Genomic DNA, 18,892 nt, shown 5'->3' with positions numbered 1-18,892 from the left:
TGCCTGGCCGAATTTGGTGGATTGTTCAGGGGGTGGCGCTTTGCCAGACGTGGTCATCCGGCACCGGGCAGTCCATGACCGCGGCCACGCTGTGGATGATTTCGCGCTCGGCGCCGGTGACCTCGCCATCGGCCCCCGCCACCCGCGCCATGGCCTTGAGAATGCGCGGCTTCAGCAGGGGGTAGCAGTCCGCCAGGGTGGTTACCGCCCGGCTGAAATCCGCCACTGAACTGTGTTCCTCGTCGAGCAGGCTCAGATCGGGCAGGGCCAGCTCCCAGGCCGCGTCTTTCACGGCCTGCTGCGGGTCGGTGCCGGCCTCACGCGCCAGCACCGACAGCACAATGGCCAGTTCCCCTTTAACCCGCGACAGGCGGGCGTGGCGGGGGCGGCTCGGCTTGACCCGCAGGAACTCCGGGTCCAGGTAGTGGCGCAGCAGTTGGAACAGGCACCATTCAAACAGTTCGGTGCGGCGGTCGGCGCGAATCAGGGCCAGCAGGCTGCGCTTGTAGGCGCGGTACTGGCCGGCGGAGATGCTCTTCAGGGCCGGCAGGCACAGTTCCACCAGCGGCAGGCGCTGGCAGGGGGCAAGGGCCGCCACCCCGGGCGCCAGGGTGTTCACCAGTTCCACCAGTCCCTGGATGTCGGCCTCGGCCACCTGCGCCATCTGGTGCTGGCGTACGGTTTCGTCGTCGCTGACCAGCAGTGCCAGGGTCAGGGCCTGGGCTCCCACCGGGTTGTGGGCCTGCTGCACAAAGGCCGCTGGCAGGGCCTGTCGCTTTGCCGAGGCGCTCGCCGGCGGCGCGTCAGGGCGGGTGTCCGAAAGGGCATCTGAATGCGTGTCTGGAACGGCATCGGCCCCACTGCCGGCCGCAGCATCGATATCATCCAGCGTGGCGCCGGCGAGGGCCGCGGCCACCAGTGCCGCCCGGCCAACGCCCACCTGGCCGCTGCCGGGGCGGCTGGGCTCACCCGGGTAGTGCTGGATGGGCCGCTCGATATAGCGGCCGTCCCAGTGGGGGTCGATCTTGCGAATGCGCTGTTCCAGCGGCGGGTGGGTGGCGAACAGTTGCCACAGGGAGTGCTCAATCTGGCCGAAGAAAATGTGCGACATCTCCGCCGCCCGCGCGGCGTGTACCAGCGTTCCAGGCAGGTAGCCGCCAATCACCTTGAGGGCATCGCCAATGCCCTGGGGGTGGCGGGTGTATTGCACCGCGCAGGCGTCGGCCAGGAACTCCTTCTGGCGGCTGATGGCGGCCTTGATAAAGCCCGCCGCCAGTCCGCCCACCCAGCCCAGCACCAACAGCGCCAGGCCGAGCACAGGCAGCGCCGCGCCGCCTTCGCCACGCCGGGCGCTGAGGCCGGTGCGGGCGCGGTTGGATGAGCGCAGCAGCACATGGCCGACATCGCCGACAAAGGTGATGCCCTTGAGCATGGCGGCCAGGCGAATGTTGAGGCGCATGTCGCCGTTCAGGATGTGGCTGAACTCGTGGGCGATAACGCCCTGCAACTCGTCGCGCTTGAGGTGTTCCAGGGCGCCGCGGGTGACCGCCACTACCGCATCGGCCGGGGTAATGCCGGCGGCAAAAGCGTTGATGCCGCGCTCGCCGTTCAGCACATACACCGCCGGCACCGGCATGTTGGCCGCCAGTGCCATTTCCTCCACCACATTCAGGCAGCGCCGCTCCAGCTGGTCGCGGCTCTGTGGCAGCAGGCGGCTGCCGCCCATGGCTTCGGCCACCACTTTGCCGCCGGTGGACAGCTGCAGCCACTTCAGCATCACCACAAAGGCCACCGTGGCGCAAATGCCAAGGGCAATGCCGCCAAAACGGGCCCAGCTGACGTAATCCCAGAAACCCGCCACGCCGCTGCGGCTGCCGGCGTAGACGTTGTAGTCCTGGGAGAACCAGAGAAAGGCCGCCACCACCCCATTGGTGAGCAACACCAGCAGCAGTACGGCGATCAAAAACAGCAGTAGCAACAGGCGCGCGTTGCGCCGGGCGATATCCTGTTGCTGGAAAAAATCCATGTGGGTTCAGTGCGCCGCGCCCGCCGGCGCGGGTTCAGAAGCTGACTTTGGGGGCGGCCTGGATTTGCGCCGAATCGTCGAATTCCAGCAGCTGGGCGTCGGTGGGGTGGCCGAATTTGCCGGCAAAGAACACCGGGGGAAAGCTCTGGCGGAAGGTGTTGTAGGCCATCACCGCGTCGTTGTAGCCCTGGCGGGCAAAGGCAACGCGGTTCTCCGTGTTGGTCAGTTCCTCGGACAGCTGCTGCATGTTCTCCGAGGCCTTGAGGTCCGGGTAGGCTTCCATGGTGACATTAAGCTTGCCCAGCGCGCCCTGCAAGGCGTTCTCGGCGCTGGCCAGTTTGTGCATGGCCTCGCCGCCCACGTTGCCGTCGCTCACCGCCTTGAGGATGGCGGCGGCATCGTTGCGGGCGGTGGTCACCGCCTCCAGGGTTTCGCGCTCATGGCTGAGGTAGGCCCGGGCGGTTTCCACCAGATTGGGGATCAGGTCGTAGCGCCGCTTGAGCTGCACCTCAATCTGTGAAAAGGCGTTCAGATAGCGGTTTTTCAGCGTTACCAGGCGGTTGTAGATGCTGATGATGTAAATCACCAGCCCCAGCAGCACCAGCCAGAAGACGATTGTGCCGATTTCCATGTCGCTCTCTCCCCTGAGTTTTCCCGAGTGTAGCCGAGACCGGTGTCGCTACAAAGCGGCCCTCACGCGGCGCTGACCGAAACCGGGATGCCGTTCACAGCGGCGTTGCCGGACAGGGCGTCCAGGGCCAGCTCGTCGGTGACATCGTTGCAGCTCACGCCGGCGTGGCGGCTGGCGGTGCCAAGGCGCATGCCCGGGCGGTGGTGGCCAAAGCCGTGGGGCAGGCTCACTACGCCCGGCATCATGTCGTTGCTGGCTTCCACCGTTACCCGCACCTCGCCGGCGCGGGAGCGCAGGGTGACTTCCATGCCATCGGACAGGGTGCGCTCGGCCATGTCGTCGGGGTGCATCAGCAGGGTGCAGCGGCCGGGGCCTTTCACCAGGCGATGGTAGTTGTGCATCCAGGAGTTGTTGGAGCGCAGGTGGCGCCGGCCAATGAGGCGCAGGCCGGCCTCGCCGGGGTCGGCAAACTCCGCCTGCAGCCGGACCAGGTCGGCCAGTGGCTGGGCGGTGGCGCAGTCGATGGTCTGCTGCGCCGTGCGCAGGCGCTGTGGCAGCTGCGATTGCAGCGGCCCCAGGTCAACCCCGGAGGGCTGCTGGCGCAGGCGTTCCAGGTTCAGCTGCAATTCGTGCTGCTCGCCGTAGGGGCCGAGTTTGAGGCCCGCGTCGATGATGACATCCGGCGCGGGGGCGTCGCGGTGGTCCTGCTCCAGCAGGGCGGCCACGCGCGCTGCCAGGGCGTTGAAGATCTCCCAGTCGTGCAGGCTGCCCTCGGGTTTGGCAAACACCGCCTCGCTGAAGCGCGCGGTGTTGCGCATGGCGTTGACGTGGAAGGCGAGGTCGTAGTGGTCGTGCTCCAGCGGGGAGGTGGGGGGCAGGATGATGTCGGCGTGCCGGGTGGTCTCGTTGATGTAGGGGTCCAGCGACACCATGAATTCGAGCTGTTCCAGCGCCGCGTCCAACTGGCGGCCGTTGGGGGTGGACAGCACCGGGTTGCCGGCCCCGGTGAACAGGGCGCGTATCTGCCCTTCGCCGGGGGTGGTGATTTCCTCGGCCAGGGTGGAAGCGGGCAGCTCCCGGTCGAACTCCGGCAGGTGCCGCACACGGCTGTGGTGGCGGCCAAAGCCGCCGGGGCTGACGCTCTGCATCTGGTCCACGGCCGGCAGGGTGAACAGGGAGCCGCCGGGCTTGTCCAGGTTGCCGGTGGCGATGTTGATGAGCTGGATCAGCCACTGGCACAGGGTGCCGTAACGCTGGGTGGAAACCCCCATGCGGCCGTAGCAGATGGCGGCGCCGGCGCGGGCAAAATCCCGCGCCATGGCGCGGATGGTGTCGGCGGCAATGCCGCAGTGGGCGGCGGCGAACTCGGGCGTAAAGGCATCCAGCGCACCCGCCACGGCATCCAGCCCTTTAACGAACGGGGCCAGGTGGCCGGGGTTGGCCAGGTTCTCGCTGAACAGGGTGTGCAGCAGGGCGGCCAGCAGCAGGGCATCGGTGCCGGGGGTAATGAAGTGGTGCTCGCTGGCCAGCGCTGCGGTTTCGGTGCGACGCGGGTCGATCACCACCAGCTTGCCGCCGCGCTGTTTAAAGTCGCTGATACGGCGGCGAATGTCCGGCACGGTCCAGATGCTGCCGTTGGACGCCACCGGGTTGGCGCCGAGCATCAGGAAGTAGTCGCTGCGGTCGATATCCGGAATGGGGAACATCAGCTTGTGGCCAAACAGCCACAGGGCCACCAGGTGATGGGGCAATTGATCCACCGATGTGGCGGAGAAGCGGTTGTCGGTGCGAAAGTGCCGAAACAGCTGGCCCTGGTGGGTCATCATGCCGTGGTTGTGCACCGTCGGGTTGCCCATGTAGATGCCAAGGGCGTTTACGCCGTGCGCCCGGGTGATGCGCACCAGCCCTTCGGCGGCACTGTCCAGCGCTTCCTCCCAGCCGATGGCCTGCCAGGTGGAGCTGCCGTTGGCGCCCGGCACTTTCTTTACCGGGCCGCGCAGCCGGTCAGGGTCTTCGTGGATGTCCTTCAGGGCGATGGCTTTGGGGCAGATATGGCCGCGGCTGAGAGGGTCGTCCGGGTCGCCCTTGATACTGACGATGTCCTCGCCGCGGGTTTCTATCAGCAATCCGCAGATGGCTTCGCAGAGGTGACAGGCGCGGTGGTGCAGGCGGGTTTCGGCCGATGGCGGGGTGTCGGTGGTCAGTGGCATGGCGGCAGTCCTGAGTTTGATTATGGTTTGTCTGGAGTGTAGCGCCTGGTGCGCAGCGCTTGAAGCGAGCCAGGCAGCCATCCTCCTGCGGCTATAGCCGCGCCTGCGGCTTTGCGCTACTCTCGGGGCATCTTCCCACAGTGCGGTACCGGTGGCCTGCGGTCATCCCTCCGCTGTATTGGACTCAGGGGGTGAAGCAGAAGATGAATAATCACTGGTCTTCCTATCAGCCGGGGGCGTTCTACGACGAACTGATTACCGATCGCGGCTCCCCCCGCACTGCCGCTCGCGGCGCCGTGCAACTGTTCCAGGAGCTGGATGCCGAGGAAATGGCGGCCCGGCGCGAAGCGGCGGAACTGGCCATTCGCGAGATGGGCATTTCCTTCACGGTGTACACCGAAGGCGGCAATATCGACCGCGCCTGGCCCTTCGACATCATTCCCCGGGTTATTTCCGCCAAGCAGTGGAAAAAAGTCAGCCGCGGGCTGATCCAGCGCAGCCGCGCCCTGAACTGCTTTATCGACGACATCTACAACAAGCAGCGCATTCTGGCCGATGGCCTGGTGCCGGCGGACATCGTGCTGGAGTCCAGCAACTACAAGCCCCAGTGCCGGGGCATGTCGCCGCGCTACGGAGTGTGGGCGCATATCTGCGGCTCCGACCTGGTGCGCAATGTAGACGGCAAGTTCTATGTGCTGGAGGACAACCTGCGGGTGCCCTCGGGCGTGTCCTACATGGTGGAGAACCGCGAAATCACCAAGCGCGTGCTGCCGGAGCTGTTCGAGAACTACAGCATTCTGCCGGTGGACGATTATCCATCCCAGCTGTACCGCACGCTGGCCTCCCTGTCGCCGCGCGATCGCAAGCGCCCGTGCATCGTGGTGCTGACGCCGGGTATTTATAATTCAGCCTATTTCGAGCACGCCTTCCTCGCCCACGGCATGGGCGCGGAATTGGTGGAAGGGCCAGACCTGATGGTGGGCGACGACGAATGCGTGTACATGCGGACCGTGGACGGCCCGGTGCGGGTGGATGTGATCTACCGCCGCATCGACGAAGACTTTATGGACCCGGAGGCCTTCCGCGAGGATTCGGTGCTGGGTATTTCCGGGCTGATGCGCGCCTGGAAGGCGGGCAAGGTGGCCATCGCCAACGCGCCGGGCAGCGGCGTGGCGGACGACAAAGTGGTGTACGCCTATGTGCCGGAGATGATCCGTTACTACCTTGGCGAAAAGCCCCTGATCGACAGCGTGCCCACCTACCTGTGCATGGACGAGAAAGACCGCGACTATGTGCTGAACAACCTCGACAAACTGGTGGTGAAGCCGGCCAATGAGTCCGGCGGCTACGGCATTATGGTTGGCCCCCACGCCAGCGCCGCCACCCGGCGCAAGTTTGCCGGCCTGATCGAGAAAAACCCACGCAACTATATCGCCCAGCCGACCCTGTCCCTGTCCACCGCGCCCACCTACTGCGACGACACTATCGAACCCCGCCACCTGGATTTGCGGCCCTTCATTTTGCAGGGCAAGAACAGCTGGGTGACGCCCGGCGGGCTGACCCGGGTGGCGCTGGTGAAGGGCTCGCTGGTGGTGAACTCGTCCCAGGGCGGCGGCAGCAAGGATACCTGGATTGTGGAGGGCAAAGTATGACCATGCTGTCTCGGGTGGCAGACCGCCTGTACTGGAAAGCCCGTTATCTGGAGCGCGCCGAAGACACCGCGCGGCTGGTCAGCAGCTATCACCTGCTGATCATGGACATTCCCAGTGGCGCCGAGCTGGGCTGGGATGTGCTGCTGCGCATCCTCGACGCCGAGCCCTGGTTTTACAGCCGCTACCGGGTGGCCAACGAAGCCAATATCGTCAAGTTCCTGGTGGCGGACACCGACAACCCCAGCAGCGTTGCCGCCTCGGTGCGCAGCGCCCGGGAAAACGTGCGCACCACCCGCGATGTGCTGCCGGAGGAAACCTGGGAGCAGGTCAACGAACTGCACCTGTTTGTGAAAGAGGCGGCCGACAAGTCCGTGGGGCGGCGTAATCGCCAGGCATTCCTCGACGAGGTGGTCAGCCGCTGCCAGATGATCAACGGCATGCTGCAGACCACCCTGAGCCGCGACCACGCCTACCGCTTCACTCGCCTTGGCCACTTGCTGGAGCGCTCCGACATGACCACCCGGGTGGTGGATGTGGGGGTGATGGAACTGATGGAGCGCGACAGCCGCTTTGCCGCCATCGACCCGCTGGTGTGGAGCTCGCTGTTGCAGTCGCTGTCTGGCCTGGGTGCCTACCGGCGCATGGTGGGGCCGCTGCTGGATGGGGCCTCGGTGGCGGAGTTTGTGCTGAAGGAGGCGGACCACCCGCGCTCGGTGGCCTTCTGCCTGCGCGGGATTCGCGAGTCCCTGCGCCCCCTGTCCAACAACGAGGCGGCCATGCGCCAGCTGGAACGGGCGCGGCGCAAGCTGGGCCGTTTCCATGCCGATACCATGAGCCCCGACGACATACACCGCTATATTGATGACTTTCAGGGGCTGATCAACCAGCTGCACGACACCATCAGCGATACCTGGTTCCAGCCGGAGGCCCGCTAGCCGGGGCAGGGCGATGAAGCGCTTGTTCTGCCGCTGTGGCAACCAGGTTTTTTTTGACAGCCAGCAGTGCCTGCACTGTGGCGCGCGCCTCGGCTTTGACAGCGACCAACTGATTATGCGCGCCCTGACCTGCGGCGATGGCGATAGCGGCCGCCTTGGCGAGCACTGCGAAACCGTGGACGGCGAGCCCTTTCGCCACTGCGGTAACCGCGTGGACTTTGATGTTTGCAACTGGCTGGTGCCACAGCACAGCGACCAGCGGCTGTGCTTTGCCTGCCAGTTCAACCGCACCGTGCCCAACCAGTCCCTGCCCGGCAACCAGCAGCGCTGGCGGGTGTTGGAGGAGGGTAAAAAGCGCCTGTTCTTTACCCTGATGCGGCTGGGGCTGCCCCTGGTCAGCGGCTGGCGCGACCCCGGCGGGTTGCTGCTGGACTTTGTCGAGGACGGCCGCAGCCGCGAGGAATACGCCGAAACCTTTGCCAGCACCGGCTACCTGGGCGGGGTGATCACCATCAATACCCTGGAAGCCGATAGCGTGGCCCGGGCGGCGGCCCGCGAGCAGCTCAACGAACGCTACCGCACCGTGCTCGGACACCTGCGGCACGAATCCGGGCATTACTACTGGGCCCATCTGAACCCGGATGCCGCCTTGCGCAGCGAATTTACCGATCTGTTCGGTGACGAGCGGGAAGACTACGCCAGCGCCCTGTCGCGCCACTATGCCCAAGGCCCGCCCCCTAACTGGCGCGAGCGCTACATCAGCGCCTACGCCAGCGCTCACCCCTCAGAAGACTGGGCAGAAACCTGGGGGCACTACCTGCACATCTACGACGCCCTGGAAACGGCCGCGGCCCACGATGTGATTCCCTGGGGGCCGGACGCCCTGGACATGGACGGGCGCATCGCCCAGTGGCGCGAGTTGAGCCTGGCGCTGAACGAACTCAACCGCAGCGTCGGCCACGGCGACGCCTATCCCTTTGTGATCAACAGCGAGGTAGAGCGCAAACTGGCTTTTGCCGACCGGGTCATTGCCCGTTTGCAAACACCTCAGTGAGCGGCGGCAGGTTGTTGAATGCCTGACGGATATTGTCGTCCCAGGACTGGCGCAGCTGGGTCAGGTAGGGGTGGTGCTCCTCCAGCTTGAAGTACTGCGTCTGGGGTTGCAGGCTGTCGGCGCGGTAGAACAGGCACTCGATGGGCGGCCCCACTGTGGCATTGGAGCGGATGGTGGAGTCCAGCGACACCAGGGCGCAGCGCATGGCGGTTTCGTAGGGCGTGTCGTTGCGGATGATGCGATCAAGAATCGGCTTGCCGTACTTGGTTTCGCCAATCTGCAGGTAGGGGTGCTGCTCCGAGGCCGTGATGTGGTTGCCCTCGGGGTAGATCATGTACAGCTCTGGCGGGCGGCCCTTGATCTGCCCGCCGAGGATAAACGTCGCCCCGGCATTGAAGCCGGCCCCCGGGCCGCCCTCGCCACTGTACTTGGCCTGCTCGCTGACGCTGATTTTGCCCACGTAGTGGGCAACGTCCGCCAGGTACTTTGCCTTCAGGATGTTGAAGGCGGCGTCTTCTTCCAGATCCCGCTGGATCTGCGCCACCACCGCCTGGCTGGTGGCCAGGTTGCCGGCGCTGAGCAGAATCAGTGAGCGGTCGTAGGGCACCGAGAAGCGGTGCATCTTGCTGTAGGTACTGACGCGATCGGCGCCGGCGTTGGTGCGGGAGTCAGAGCAGAATACCAGGCCCTCATCGAGGGCAATGGCCAGGCAGTAAGTCATCGGTGGAAGCGGGCCGGACGGCCAGTTTGCAATTCAGGAGCAGCGAAGGATACTGACTCCCCGTGAAGAATACTACTACTCAGAACCGGCCCCCCGGCCCACCCACTCCCGGCCCCGTGGCGGCCCTGCTGTGGCGGTTTGCCGCCCTGCTGGCGCTGCTGCTGGGCGCGGTGGGCATTGTGCTGCCGGGCCTGCCCACCGTGCCGTTCTGGCTGCTGGCGGCCTGGTGCGCCAGCCGGGGCTGGCCGGCGGTGGAGCGCTGGCTGCTGGCCCACCCGCGCCACGGCCCCAGCATTCGCGCCTGGCGCGAGCGGGGCGCGGTGCCGCGCCGCGCCAAGTGGTCCGCCACCCTCATGATGGCCCTGAGCAGCGCGCTGATTGTGTACCTGCCGTTGACACCCTGGGTGCAGGTGGTTGCGCCGGCCACCATGCTGGCGGTGGCCATCTGGTTGTGGCGCCGCCCGGAAGACGGCGGCCTGGCCTGATTGCTGCCCTAGAACGCAAACCGCCCCTGCCGTGGCGGCGCTTCGGTGACGCTGGCGGGGGCTGGAGCGGGGGCGCGCTCGGCATGGGCGGGCTCCAGGGTGGACAGCGTCAGCCCCAGCAGGCGCGCGCCCCGGGGCAGCGGCAACTGCGCACCCAATAATGCCTGGCCGATGGCCGCCAGGGCATCGCGGCTGGCGACCGGTGCTTCCAGCGAGCGCGCCCGGGTGATCTGGCGGAAGTCATTGAACTTGAGCTTCAGCGTGACGGTGCGCCCCCGGCTGCCGTGCCGATGCGCCCGCTCCCATACCGTGCTGGCAATGGCCTCCAGTGCGTTGCGCAGGGCCGCCTCGTCCTGCAGGTCTTCACCGTAGGTGCGCTCGGCGCCGATGGATTTGCGAATGCGGTCGGGTTTGACCGGGCGGTGGTCGATGCCCCGGCTGGCGCGGTAGAGATACTCCGCCGACTTGCCAAAATGCTGTTGTAAAAAATCCAGCGCGCAGTCGCGCAAATCCGCCCCGCTGTGAATGCCAAGCCGCGCCATTTTCTCGGCCGTTTTTGGGCCCACACCGTAAAAGCGCCGGGCCGGCAGGGCGGCGACAAAGGCGGGGCCCTGTTCCGGGCGCACCACACACTGGCCATTGGGTTTGTTCTGGTCCGAGGCGATTTTAGCCAGGAACTTGTTGTAGCTGATGCCGGCACTGGCGGTGAGCCCGGTGTCGGCAAGAATCTGCCGGCGTATCGCCAGGGCAATGCCGGTGGCACTGCCGATGGCCAGGCGGTCTTCGCTCACATCGAGATAGGCCTCGTCCAGCGACAGGGGCTCGATCAGGTCGGTGTAGCGGCGGAAGATGGCGTGTATCTGCTGCGACACGGCCCGGTAGACCTCAAAGCGGGGTTTTACAAAGACCAGCGTCGGGCAGCGTCGCCGGGCGGTGACCGAGGGCATGGCCGAGCGCACACCAAACTGCCGCGCCTCGTAACTGGCCGCTGCCACCACCCCGCGCGCCGACGAACCGCCCACCGCCACCGGCTTGCCGCGCAGGTCGGGGTTGTCGCGCTGTTCCACGCTGGCGAAGAAGGCATCCATATCAATGTGGATGATCTTGCGTAGCGGCGCGTTGTCGCTGGGGTCGTCGTGCATGGCGCGAATACTAGAACCCCCGGAGCGCTGTGTCAGCAGGGGGGCGCCCAGTGCGAAGGTATAGTGCAAATTGGGCCATTGAGGCAGCGCGCTGGCAACCAGAGAATGGCGCCACTGTAACAACGTGCCACTTTAGCAACGTGCCTCTATAGCAACGTGCCACTATAACAACGCGCTGGAGCCCCACCATGAAGTCCAACCATCGCTGCCCCGCTTTTTTGAGATTGTCGCAATCACTGTCCCTGGCCGCGCTGCTGGCGGGCAACGCTGGATTGGCTTCGGCCGCAGCGGTGCTGGAAGAGGTGGTGGTTACCGCCGAGCGGCGCGAGGAAAACCTGCAGGAAACCCCCATCGCCGTGACTGCCTTCAACGAGCAGACCCTGCTTGATCTTGGCATCCACGACCTGAAAGGGGTGGGCGACTTTGTGCCCAATGTGCGGGTGGTGGCTCTCAATTCCACGGCGGTGTCCGCGGCGGCGACCATTCGCGGCCTGGCATCCGCCGAACCATCGCTGGCGCAGGACCCAAAGGTGGGCTTTTACCTGGACGGCGTCTACCTGTCCAAAAATACCGGCTCGGTGTTCGATGTGGTCGACCTGGAGCGGGTGGAAGTACTGCGCGGGCCCCAGGGCACCCTGTACGGCAAAAACACCACCGGGGGCGCCATTAACCTGATCAGCAAGAAGCCCTCCGGTGAGCTGGGCTTCAAGCAGCAGTTGACCGGCGGCGATCGCGGTCGCTTCCGCAGTTCCAGCGTGCTGGATTTACCCGCATGGCAGGGGTTGTCGGCCAAGCTCGGCTATGTGGTGATCCAGCACGACGGCTTTATCGAAAACACCGGCAGCAGCCGGCCGCAGCGGCTGGGCGAGGTGGATAACGAAGCCTGGCGACTGGCCCTGCGCTGGCAGCCCGGCGATGACTTTACCGCGGACTTCAGCTATCAGCAGGCCAGCACCAAAGCGGCGCCCCAGGCCGGTCAGCTCACCGCCGTTGAGTCCAGCTATCTCGACCTGCCGGTGGTTACTTCGTTCTCACCATTTACCGTGGTGCCACCGGCGGACAACCCCTTCAGGCAAGCACTGGCATCAGGGGCGGTGAGCGAGGACCGGCTGGGCCAGCTGGCGCTGGATAACCAGGGCTACGAGCGCTACGACATTGTGGACGCGGCCCTGCACCTGTCCTGGCAACTGGGTGCCGTGGAACTGCGCTCTATCACCGGCTACCACGACCTGGATGGCGACCTGATTGGCAACGATCAGGACGGCGGAACCTGGTCGGTGCCCTTTGGCCACTTTGCGCTGCCACAGTATCAGGGCAACCGCAAGGCGCACACCGCCTGGTCACAGGAACTGCAGCTCATCGCCAGCAGCGCCGATGAGCGCTGGCAGTCGGTGAGCGGCCTCTATTACTTTGCCGAGGAGGCCGAGGAACTGCACAACCGCTGGGACTTGCTCATCTACCTGCCGGGGGGCGCCCTGCCGGGTTTTGACGGCGGCGTGCTGGTAAACCAGAACGCCCTGCTGGGGCCGCCACCAACCGGACTTGGGGAAGAGTACAGCGTGGACAACACCTCCTGGGCCGCGTATTCCCAGGTGACATGGACGCCGCCGGTGCTGGATGACCGTCTGGGGTTGACCCTGGGGCTGCGCTATACCGAGGATGAAAAAGAGGCGGTGATTCTCGATGCCACGCCCCACTGGGAGCAAAGCGCGAGCTGGAGCAACTGGAACCCGACCGCCACGGTGACCTATCGCTTCAGCGATGACATCAACGGCTACGCCAAGGTGGCCACGGGCTATAACGCCGGCAGTCACCCGGTGCGTGCGGGCAACGAGGAGGCTTTTGCCCTCACCGCCGATGAGGAAAACCTCATTGACTACGAGGTGGGTCTGAAAAGCGAATGGCTGCAGCGCCGCCTGCGGGTGAACGTTGCGGCCTTCCTTTACGACTACGACGACTTGCAGGTGAACGACTTTGTATCCGGCGCCACGGTGCTGCTGAATGCCGGCCAGGCGACCATCCAGGGGCTGGAGCTGGAATCCACCCTGCAGGTTAGCGATGCGCTGGTGCTGGGACTGGACTACGGTTACCTGACCTTTGATTACGACGAGTTTGTGGTGGGTGGGCAGGATATTGCCGACAGCGCGCGAGCGCCCTTCGCGCCGGAGCACACCGCCCACGCCTGGGCCCAGTGGCGCCTGCCCTTCAGTGGGCCCGGTGCCCTGCGCCTGCGCCTGGATGCCACCTACACCGACGAATACATCTTCAGCCCCACCCTGTATCGCAATGGCACCGCCGATGAGCGCACCCTGGTGGACGCGCGCCTGTCCTGGTCGGATATTCCCCTGGCCGGTGGCGCCCTGGCGCTGGCGGTGTGGGGGCGCAATGTCACCAACGAGGCCTACCGGGAATTTGGCACCGATTTTGGCACCCTCGGCTTTACCACCAATGTCTACGGCGACCTGGCAACCTGGGGCGTGGACCTGATTTTTGAATACTGATGCCTGTAGCGCCTGAACCCTGCCAAGGAGAGCCCATGACACCGACGCCGTCCGCCCTGCCCCCGGGGGCCGAAGACTGGTTGCGCCAGCGCCTCAACGCGCGGGAGCTGCACTTGAAGCGCCTGGTGGTGAGGCGCGAAGCCTGGCAGGCAGACGTGCTTACCCACGCCGGTGCCAGTGAACGTTACTTTCTGCGCATTGATCGTGCCGCGCTGGCCGGTGCACCCGGGCGCCGGGGCCTCAAGCGGGAAAGCGGGTTGATCCGCTATCTCTGCGAGCAGACCGACATTCCCACCCAGGGCATTGTCGACTGGAACGATGACTTCTGCCTGGCCATCCAGACCTTCGAGCCGGGGCGGGCTGATCTGGATGCCGCCGATGCTGATGAGCAGGACACCGTGCTGCGAGCGTTCATGGGCCACCTGGCCAACCTGCATCGCCTTGATGTGGCGCAGCTGGCACTGCCCGGCTTTGAGCTGCCGGCAAGTGCCGAAGAGCATTCGCTACTGGAACTGGCGGCGGTGGAGCCGCCCCAGGGCCTGCCCGGCCCACCGGATAGTTCCACTGTGCTCGGCGCGTTCTGCCGCCACTGGTTGCGCCGGCATGTTCCGCACAGTGTGCAGCGCACCTGCCTGTTGCAGGGCGACACCGGTGCGGGGAACTTCATGTTTGAGGCCGGGCGCGTCACGGCCATTGTCGACTGGGAATGGGCCCACTACGGCGACCCGCTGGAAGACCTGGGTAACGTCTGGCTGCGGGATTTTTTCACCCCCTCGGCGGGCGGCGACCTGACCCCCTACTTCAGGGCCTACGCCCAACAGGCCGGCGTAACGCTCGATCGCAGCAAAATTATCTACTACCTGGCTCACCAGTTGGGTCGCTCGGTGATCTCGCTGCCGGGGCTGGTGCGCCGGCCTGCCTGGAACACGCCGGTGGCGATGAATCTCGGTTACCAGGCGGTTTGCGACCTGCTGCTGTGCGAAGCCTTCGGCCTGTACCACGGCCTGCGTGTTGATGCCGATACGCCAGTGGTGGCAGAGGATGCCGGGCACGATGAGTTATACGCCGTGCTGGCCAAGCAGCTGGAGCGGGGCATAGCGCCCGCGGTTGAAGGCGATTACGCGGCGGCCATGACGGCGGGCGCCGTGCAGATTGTGCAGTACCTCGCCCGGCGCCATCGTTTGGGGGCAGACGCCGACCACCTGGAGCTGGCGGGCATCAACCAGTTGCTGGAGACGCAGCATCGCCAGCTCGGCGCGGCGCGCCAGGCGCTGCTGGATCAACTGGCAGCGGCGCCGGAGTCCCTCGACGAAGCGGCGATGATCCAGCACTGCTGGGGGGTGGCCCAACGCAACATGGCCCTGATGGCGCCGCTGGTCACGCGCTGGCAGCACTGCCGCCTGGCGGCGGTAAACCTGTAGTTCAGTAACCGCCCCGCTGGGGCGTGGCCAGCGAGCGCACCTCGCGGATCAACTGCGCCTGGGAGTGTATCTGTAACTTGCTGAACACGGATTTCAGGTGGTTGCGGGCGGTGTTGAGCGAAATACCCAGATTGCGCGCAGCCAGCTTCAGGCCAATGGAGCGCGCCAGCTCTTCCACCAGCTCCCGTTCGCGGGGGGTAAGGTCGGCGTAGGGGCCCTGCTCAAAACGCCGCGCACTGCAGCGTTCGCTGAACAACTGGCTCCAGCGTTGCCAGCGCTGTTCGCGCTCTTCCAGCCAGCGCTGCACGGTGTTGGCAAATTGCTCCACCGTGCGCTGGTGGGCGGGATCAAACCCCGCCCCTGCTGTTGCCGGCACCACCAGGCACAGCACCAGCATCAATGCGCCGCTTTCGGCGCTGTACACGCGCTGGTGATACCAGTCGCAGGGCAGTCGGCCGCCCTGGTCGGTGTGGGCGCTGTAGTGTGCCTGCAGCTCAACGTCGCCGGGCGCGGCGTTCATCAACTGGGAACAGTAATCCGCTGCCACCGCAAAATCCTGCGGCGACATAAATACCTCAAAGGGCAGCCGCCCCAGAACGTCCTCTCGCCGAAAGCCCAGCAGTCGCTGTGCGCCCGGGCTCCAGTACACCATTTCCAGGGTGGGGTTGGTGGCCATCAGCGCACAGTGCTCCAGCGCATCGGCATCAAGGTCAAAATCCAGGTCTGGAATCAGCATGCTCGTGCGGCCCTCTTGTGATTAGGGTTGCAGGCCAGTGGTTTATCTTCGGGAATACGCGGCCATTGGCAAAGCGGATGCCACTGAAAAGTTAAACCATGGCCGGTTTGCCGTGCATGTGCTGAAGTTTGCGGCTTGGCGCTCGGAGTGGGTGCAGCTACTCCACCGCCGCCCGCACAATAAAGTCCAGCAGCGGATATTCGCGGTTGAGGTAGTCGCTGCCGCCGGCTTCCAGTGGCCCCTGCTGGCCGCCGCGCAGGCCGCCGCCGGCGTTCTCGCCGTACAGGCCGTAGAGGGCATCCACCACATCCATGCCTTCGATGACGCTGCCAAAGGGGGCAAAGCCGCTGCTGTCGAGGCGGCTGTTGTCCGCGGTGTTGATGTAAACCTGGGTGCTGCGGGTGTCCGGCCCGGTCATGGCGAAGGCCACGGTGCCACGCTGGTTGCTGGTGTTTACCGGGTCGTCGGTGAGGTGGCGGTTTTTCCAAATGGCCTGTATGGCCGGTGTGCCGTGCACGCCGAACTGGGCGATAAAGCCCGGCACCACGCGATTGATGTGCACGCCATCGTAGTAGCCGTTGCGCACCAGCTGGTAGAAGCGATCGGCGCCCTTCGGCGCCAGCGCCCGTTCCACCTGGATGCGAAACAGGCCCTCGGTAGTTTCGAAGCGGGCGACAAACTGCGCCGGGGCCTGCTGCTGCCAGGCGGGTGCGTCGGGGGCGCTCAGGTGTGGACTGATCTGCTTGGCGTGGTTGTTGCGCGCGCCCTGTTCTTCGCCAACGGCGGTCTGTGTCAGAAAGCGTGCCAGATAGGGCCCCCAGATACTGGGCAGGGAGTGGGTGCCGTGGCCGCGGGTGAGGGGGGTGATGTCGAGGGTGACGGCCTCGCCACGGGGAACCTCGGCAATGTGCGCTTCCAGCAGGCCCAGTTCCGGCGGGTTTACCTGATCGTCGGCGGAGTTTATGGCCAGCAGCGGCGCGCTGATCTTGCCGAGGTGGGGCGCCGGGTTGTAAAAGCGCGAGGCGTCGAAGGCGTAGGTCAGGTTGTTGGCGTCCATGCTGGCGCTGTAGCGCTCCACCAGTGCCTCCAGCTTGGCTTCGGCGGCCTCCCGGGTGGGGGCCTCTCGCTGGTACTGCAGGGGGCTTGAGACCATAAAGATAAGCGGGTACATGGCCTCGCGCAGGCCGGCGGGCTGCTCCTGGTAAAAGCCGCCGTTGTAGTGAGGGTCGTTCTTCACCGCGTCGATAATCATCTTGCGCTGCATGCGGTTGCGCCCGGCAATCTCCACCGGCAGGCTCGCTAGGGGCAGCAGTGCGTCCATGAAGTCGGGGTAGGTGTAGCCCCACACCCAGCTCAGCATGCCGCCCATCGAGGTGCCGGTGACCAGGCGCAGGTGGTTCACACCAAGGTGCTCGGTGAGCAGCCGGTACTGGGCGCGCACCATGTCATCGTAGGTGTAGTTGGGAAAGTCCGCCGCCTGGCCGTCGCTGGGCCGGCTGGACTGGCCGTGGCCGATGGCGTCGGTGAGGATGATGTAATAGCGCGAGGCGTCCAGCAGTTCGCCCTCGCCAAACAGAACGCCGGCGTAGCGCTCGCTCAAAAAGCCGGCGCCGCTGCCGGTGGTGCCGTGCATGATCAGCACCGCGTTGGTAACCCGGCCCTTGCCATCGCGACGGGGCTGGCCGAGGGTGGTGTAGTGCTGGCGCAGGTCGCCCACCTTGCCATCGTCGTAGCGAAAGTCGCGCAGGGTGAGGTCGCCTTGCTGGGGTGTTGGCCACGCTGCCGGCGCGGCCTGGGCGAGGGCGGCCCACAGCCACAGGGCGCAGCAGGCGGTGACAGACAGGGCAAGGCGGGGCGGGCGCAAGATCGGCATGGGGGCTCCTGTGCAGGGCGGCTGGAATACCGGATACTGACGCAATCGGGCGGCCCTGTCATGGTGGGCCGCCAGCATCAGGGAGGATGAACCGGCATGCACCGCCTACGCTACCTGCTGCCAGGCGCGATCGCGCTGCTCGCTGCCTGTGCCACCAGCCCCGAGGCGCCGGCACCCGCGCCACCTGCCAATTTGCAGGTTGGCGTAAGCCGGGTGGTGGAAGGCGACACCCTGGTGGTGGTGGACAGCGACAACCAGCGCCACCTTGTCCGCCTGCGCGGGGTGGACGCACCGCAGCCGAGCCAGCCCTTTGGCGAGGGCGCCCGCCGCTGCCTCGAGGAGTTGGTGGGTGGGCGCAGCGTGCGCTTGAGCGCAGATATGCGCAGCCGGGAACAGACCCTGGTCAGCGAGGTCTATCTGGCATCCCGGCCAGTCAGTCAACTGCTCATCCAGCGCGGCTGCGCCTGGTGGGACACCCGCAGCGCCCCCTACGACCTGGAGCTCGGCCGCCTGGAAAGTGCCGCTCGCCGGGCCCGCCGCGGCCTGTGGGTGGACACAAACCCCGTGCCGCCGTGGGAATGGCAGGCGGGGTCTGGCCGTCCATAAGCACCGTTATTATCAGGAGTTCTATCATGCGTTTCATTCTTGCCGCCGCTCTGCTTTTGCCCCTGGCGGCCTGCACCTGGGTCGACCTCAGTAAAGAGGGCAAAACCGTCACCGTGGTATCCAAGGTGCCAACGTCCTGCAAGCGCCTGGGCAGCACCACCTCGGCCACCCGGTCCTCGGTGGCGAGCATCGATCGCAACTCCGAAAAAGTCGCGGCTGAACTCAGCACCCTCGCCCGCAACGCCGCCGCGCGCATGGGCGCGGATACCATTAGCGCCGAGAGCGGCATTAACGCCAAGGGCGAACAGGTGTTTGGGGTGTACCGCTGCGGGCTTTAAGTTGGACGGCTGTGAGTGGCGCTGCGGGCGAGCAACCGCTCCCGTTGACATCGCGTGGATTTCATCTATCCTAGTTTGCATATTACGCATGTAAGGATGATATGCGCATGACAATACTCGGTCTTAGCCCCTGGCACATCTGGATCATTGCCGCCGTGCTGTTGTTTACGGCGGAAATCTTTGTGCCGGGCTTTGTGCTGGCGGGCCTGGGTTTTGGCGCGCTGTGTGCCGCGCTGGGGCATTACCTGGGTGGCGAGCTGGGCTGGGCGCTGGCGGCCTACGCGCTGGGGGCGCTGGTGTTTTTTGTCGGCATTCGGCCGCTGGCCCTGCGCACGTTCATGAAGTCGGACGATACCCCGCGCTTTGGTGTTCACGGCATGGTGGGCAAGCAGGTAACGGTGATGGACAGTCCCGATGTGGGCGGCGCGTATTACACGGTGTTTCGCGATTCGCGCTGGGCGCTGGAAAGCGAAGACGATTTGATGGAGGGCGACGCCGCCGAGGTGGTGGGCGTTCGCACTTCTACGTTGATTGTGAAGCGGTTGCCACGCTAAGGAGGGC

16 protein-coding genes are annotated in these 18,892 nt (G+C 65.5%); 9 read left to right on the top strand and 7 right to left on the bottom strand.

From position 1 onward, the window contains the following. Positions 1 to 25 precede the first annotated feature (25 nt). From DDZ17_RS12025 to DDZ17_RS12015, 3 genes are all read right to left on the bottom strand, one after another. Positions 26 to 2,026: a M48 family metallopeptidase gene (locus tag DDZ17_RS12025; RefSeq protein ID WP_116367135.1), complete on the bottom strand. Its 2,001-nt coding sequence runs from the start codon at positions 2,024 to 2,026 to the stop codon at positions 26 to 28. A 34-nt stretch (positions 2,027 to 2,060) separates the two neighbouring features. Beyond that, positions 2,061 to 2,657, bottom strand: a complete 597-nt coding sequence (locus DDZ17_RS12020; protein ID WP_116367133.1) for a LemA family protein — start codon at positions 2,655 to 2,657, stop codon at positions 2,061 to 2,063. Positions 2,658 to 2,719: 62 nt separating this feature from the next. Then, entirely contained in the window at positions 2,720 to 4,867 is a 2,148-nt protein-coding gene (locus tag DDZ17_RS12015; protein WP_116367131.1) for a molybdopterin oxidoreductase family protein, read from the bottom strand. A 203-nt stretch (positions 4,868 to 5,070) separates the two neighbouring features. Here DDZ17_RS12015 and DDZ17_RS12010 point away from each other — a divergent pair, with 203 nt between their 5' ends. The 3 genes from DDZ17_RS12010 to DDZ17_RS12000 are packed head-to-tail and all read left to right on the top strand — an operon-like array spanning position 5,071 to position 8,508. After that, positions 5,071 to 6,519: a circularly permuted type 2 ATP-grasp protein gene (locus DDZ17_RS12010; RefSeq protein WP_116367129.1), complete on the top strand. Its 1,449-nt coding sequence runs from the start codon at positions 5,071 to 5,073 to the stop codon at positions 6,517 to 6,519. Continuing rightward, positions 6,516 to 7,454: an alpha-E domain-containing protein gene (locus DDZ17_RS12005; RefSeq protein WP_116367127.1), complete on the top strand. Its 939-nt coding sequence runs from the start codon at positions 6,516 to 6,518 to the stop codon at positions 7,452 to 7,454. The genes DDZ17_RS12010 and DDZ17_RS12005 overlap by 4 nt, the downstream gene beginning before the upstream one ends. Before the next feature lie 13 nt (positions 7,455 to 7,467). Next, positions 7,468 to 8,508, top strand: coding sequence for a zinc-binding metallopeptidase family protein (locus DDZ17_RS12000; protein WP_116367125.1), 1,041 nt, complete (start codon positions 7,468 to 7,470; stop codon positions 8,506 to 8,508). Here DDZ17_RS12000 and DDZ17_RS11995 read toward each other — a convergent pair. Continuing rightward, positions 8,480 to 9,229, bottom strand: a complete 750-nt coding sequence (locus tag DDZ17_RS11995; protein WP_116367123.1) for a proteasome-type protease — start codon at positions 9,227 to 9,229, stop codon at positions 8,480 to 8,482. The two genes, DDZ17_RS12000 and DDZ17_RS11995, sit on opposite strands and share 29 nt — an antisense overlap. Positions 9,230 to 9,291: 62 nt before the next feature. Between DDZ17_RS11995 and DDZ17_RS11990 the strand changes: the two genes are divergently transcribed. Further along, positions 9,292 to 9,714, top strand: a complete 423-nt coding sequence (locus DDZ17_RS11990) for a YbaN family protein (RefSeq protein WP_241505865.1) — start codon at positions 9,292 to 9,294, stop codon at positions 9,712 to 9,714. Positions 9,715 to 9,722: 8 nt separating this feature from the next. On the opposite strand, the gene dinB is transcribed toward DDZ17_RS11990, so the two are convergent. Then, positions 9,723 to 10,856, bottom strand: a complete 1,134-nt coding sequence (dinB, locus tag DDZ17_RS11985; protein WP_116367276.1) for a DNA polymerase IV — start codon at positions 10,854 to 10,856, stop codon at positions 9,723 to 9,725. A gap of 188 nt (positions 10,857 to 11,044) precedes the next feature. Here dinB and DDZ17_RS11980 point away from each other — a divergent pair, with 188 nt between their 5' ends. Continuing rightward, positions 11,045 to 13,357 carry a TonB-dependent receptor gene (locus DDZ17_RS11980; RefSeq protein WP_116367121.1) on the top strand — a complete coding sequence of 771 codons (2,313 nt, stop codon included), beginning with the start codon at positions 11,045 to 11,047 and terminating at the stop codon, positions 13,355 to 13,357. Between the two features lie 35 nt (positions 13,358 to 13,392). Beyond that, positions 13,393 to 14,778, top strand: a complete 1,386-nt coding sequence (locus tag DDZ17_RS11975) for a phosphotransferase (protein ID WP_157976605.1) — start codon at positions 13,393 to 13,395, stop codon at positions 14,776 to 14,778. A gap of 1 nt (position 14,779) precedes the next feature. Here the strand turns inward: DDZ17_RS11975 and DDZ17_RS11970 are convergent, their stop codons facing one another. Continuing rightward, complete coding sequence (locus DDZ17_RS11970) at positions 14,780 to 15,514, bottom strand: LuxR family transcriptional regulator (protein ID WP_116367117.1); 735 nt, start codon at positions 15,512 to 15,514, stop codon at positions 14,780 to 14,782. A 157-nt stretch (positions 15,515 to 15,671) separates the two neighbouring features. Further along, positions 15,672 to 17,387 carry an alpha/beta fold hydrolase gene (locus DDZ17_RS11965; protein ID WP_116367115.1) on the bottom strand — a complete coding sequence of 572 codons (1,716 nt, stop codon included), beginning with the start codon at positions 17,385 to 17,387 and terminating at the stop codon, positions 15,672 to 15,674. Positions 17,388 to 17,483: 96 nt separating this feature from the next. On the opposite strand from DDZ17_RS11965, the gene DDZ17_RS11960 reads away from it, so the two are divergent. The 3 genes from DDZ17_RS11960 to DDZ17_RS11950 all read left to right on the top strand — a co-directional run bounded on the left by DDZ17_RS11960 (position 17,484) and on the right by DDZ17_RS11950 (position 18,885). After that, positions 17,484 to 17,993 (top strand): thermonuclease family protein, encoded by a 510-nt coding sequence (locus tag DDZ17_RS11960; RefSeq protein WP_116367113.1) that lies wholly within the window; start codon positions 17,484 to 17,486, stop codon positions 17,991 to 17,993. 26 nt (positions 17,994 to 18,019) lie between these two features. Beyond that, the gene (locus DDZ17_RS11955) at positions 18,020 to 18,331 is read left to right on the top strand and encodes a DUF4156 domain-containing protein (protein WP_157976604.1); all 312 of its coding nucleotides are present in this window, start codon (positions 18,020 to 18,022) and stop codon (positions 18,329 to 18,331) included. A gap of 107 nt (positions 18,332 to 18,438) precedes the next feature. Further along, complete coding sequence (locus tag DDZ17_RS11950) at positions 18,439 to 18,885, top strand: NfeD family protein (RefSeq protein WP_157976603.1); 447 nt, start codon at positions 18,439 to 18,441, stop codon at positions 18,883 to 18,885. The last annotated feature ends 7 nt before the right edge of the window (positions 18,886 to 18,892 follow it).

The organism is Parahaliea mediterranea, assembly GCF_003402235.1.
GTDB lineage: Bacteria > Pseudomonadota > Gammaproteobacteria > Pseudomonadales > Halieaceae > Parahaliea > Parahaliea mediterranea.
Note: the sequence above shows the minus strand (reverse complement) of the source record. Positions and strands in the feature narration are given on the sequence as shown.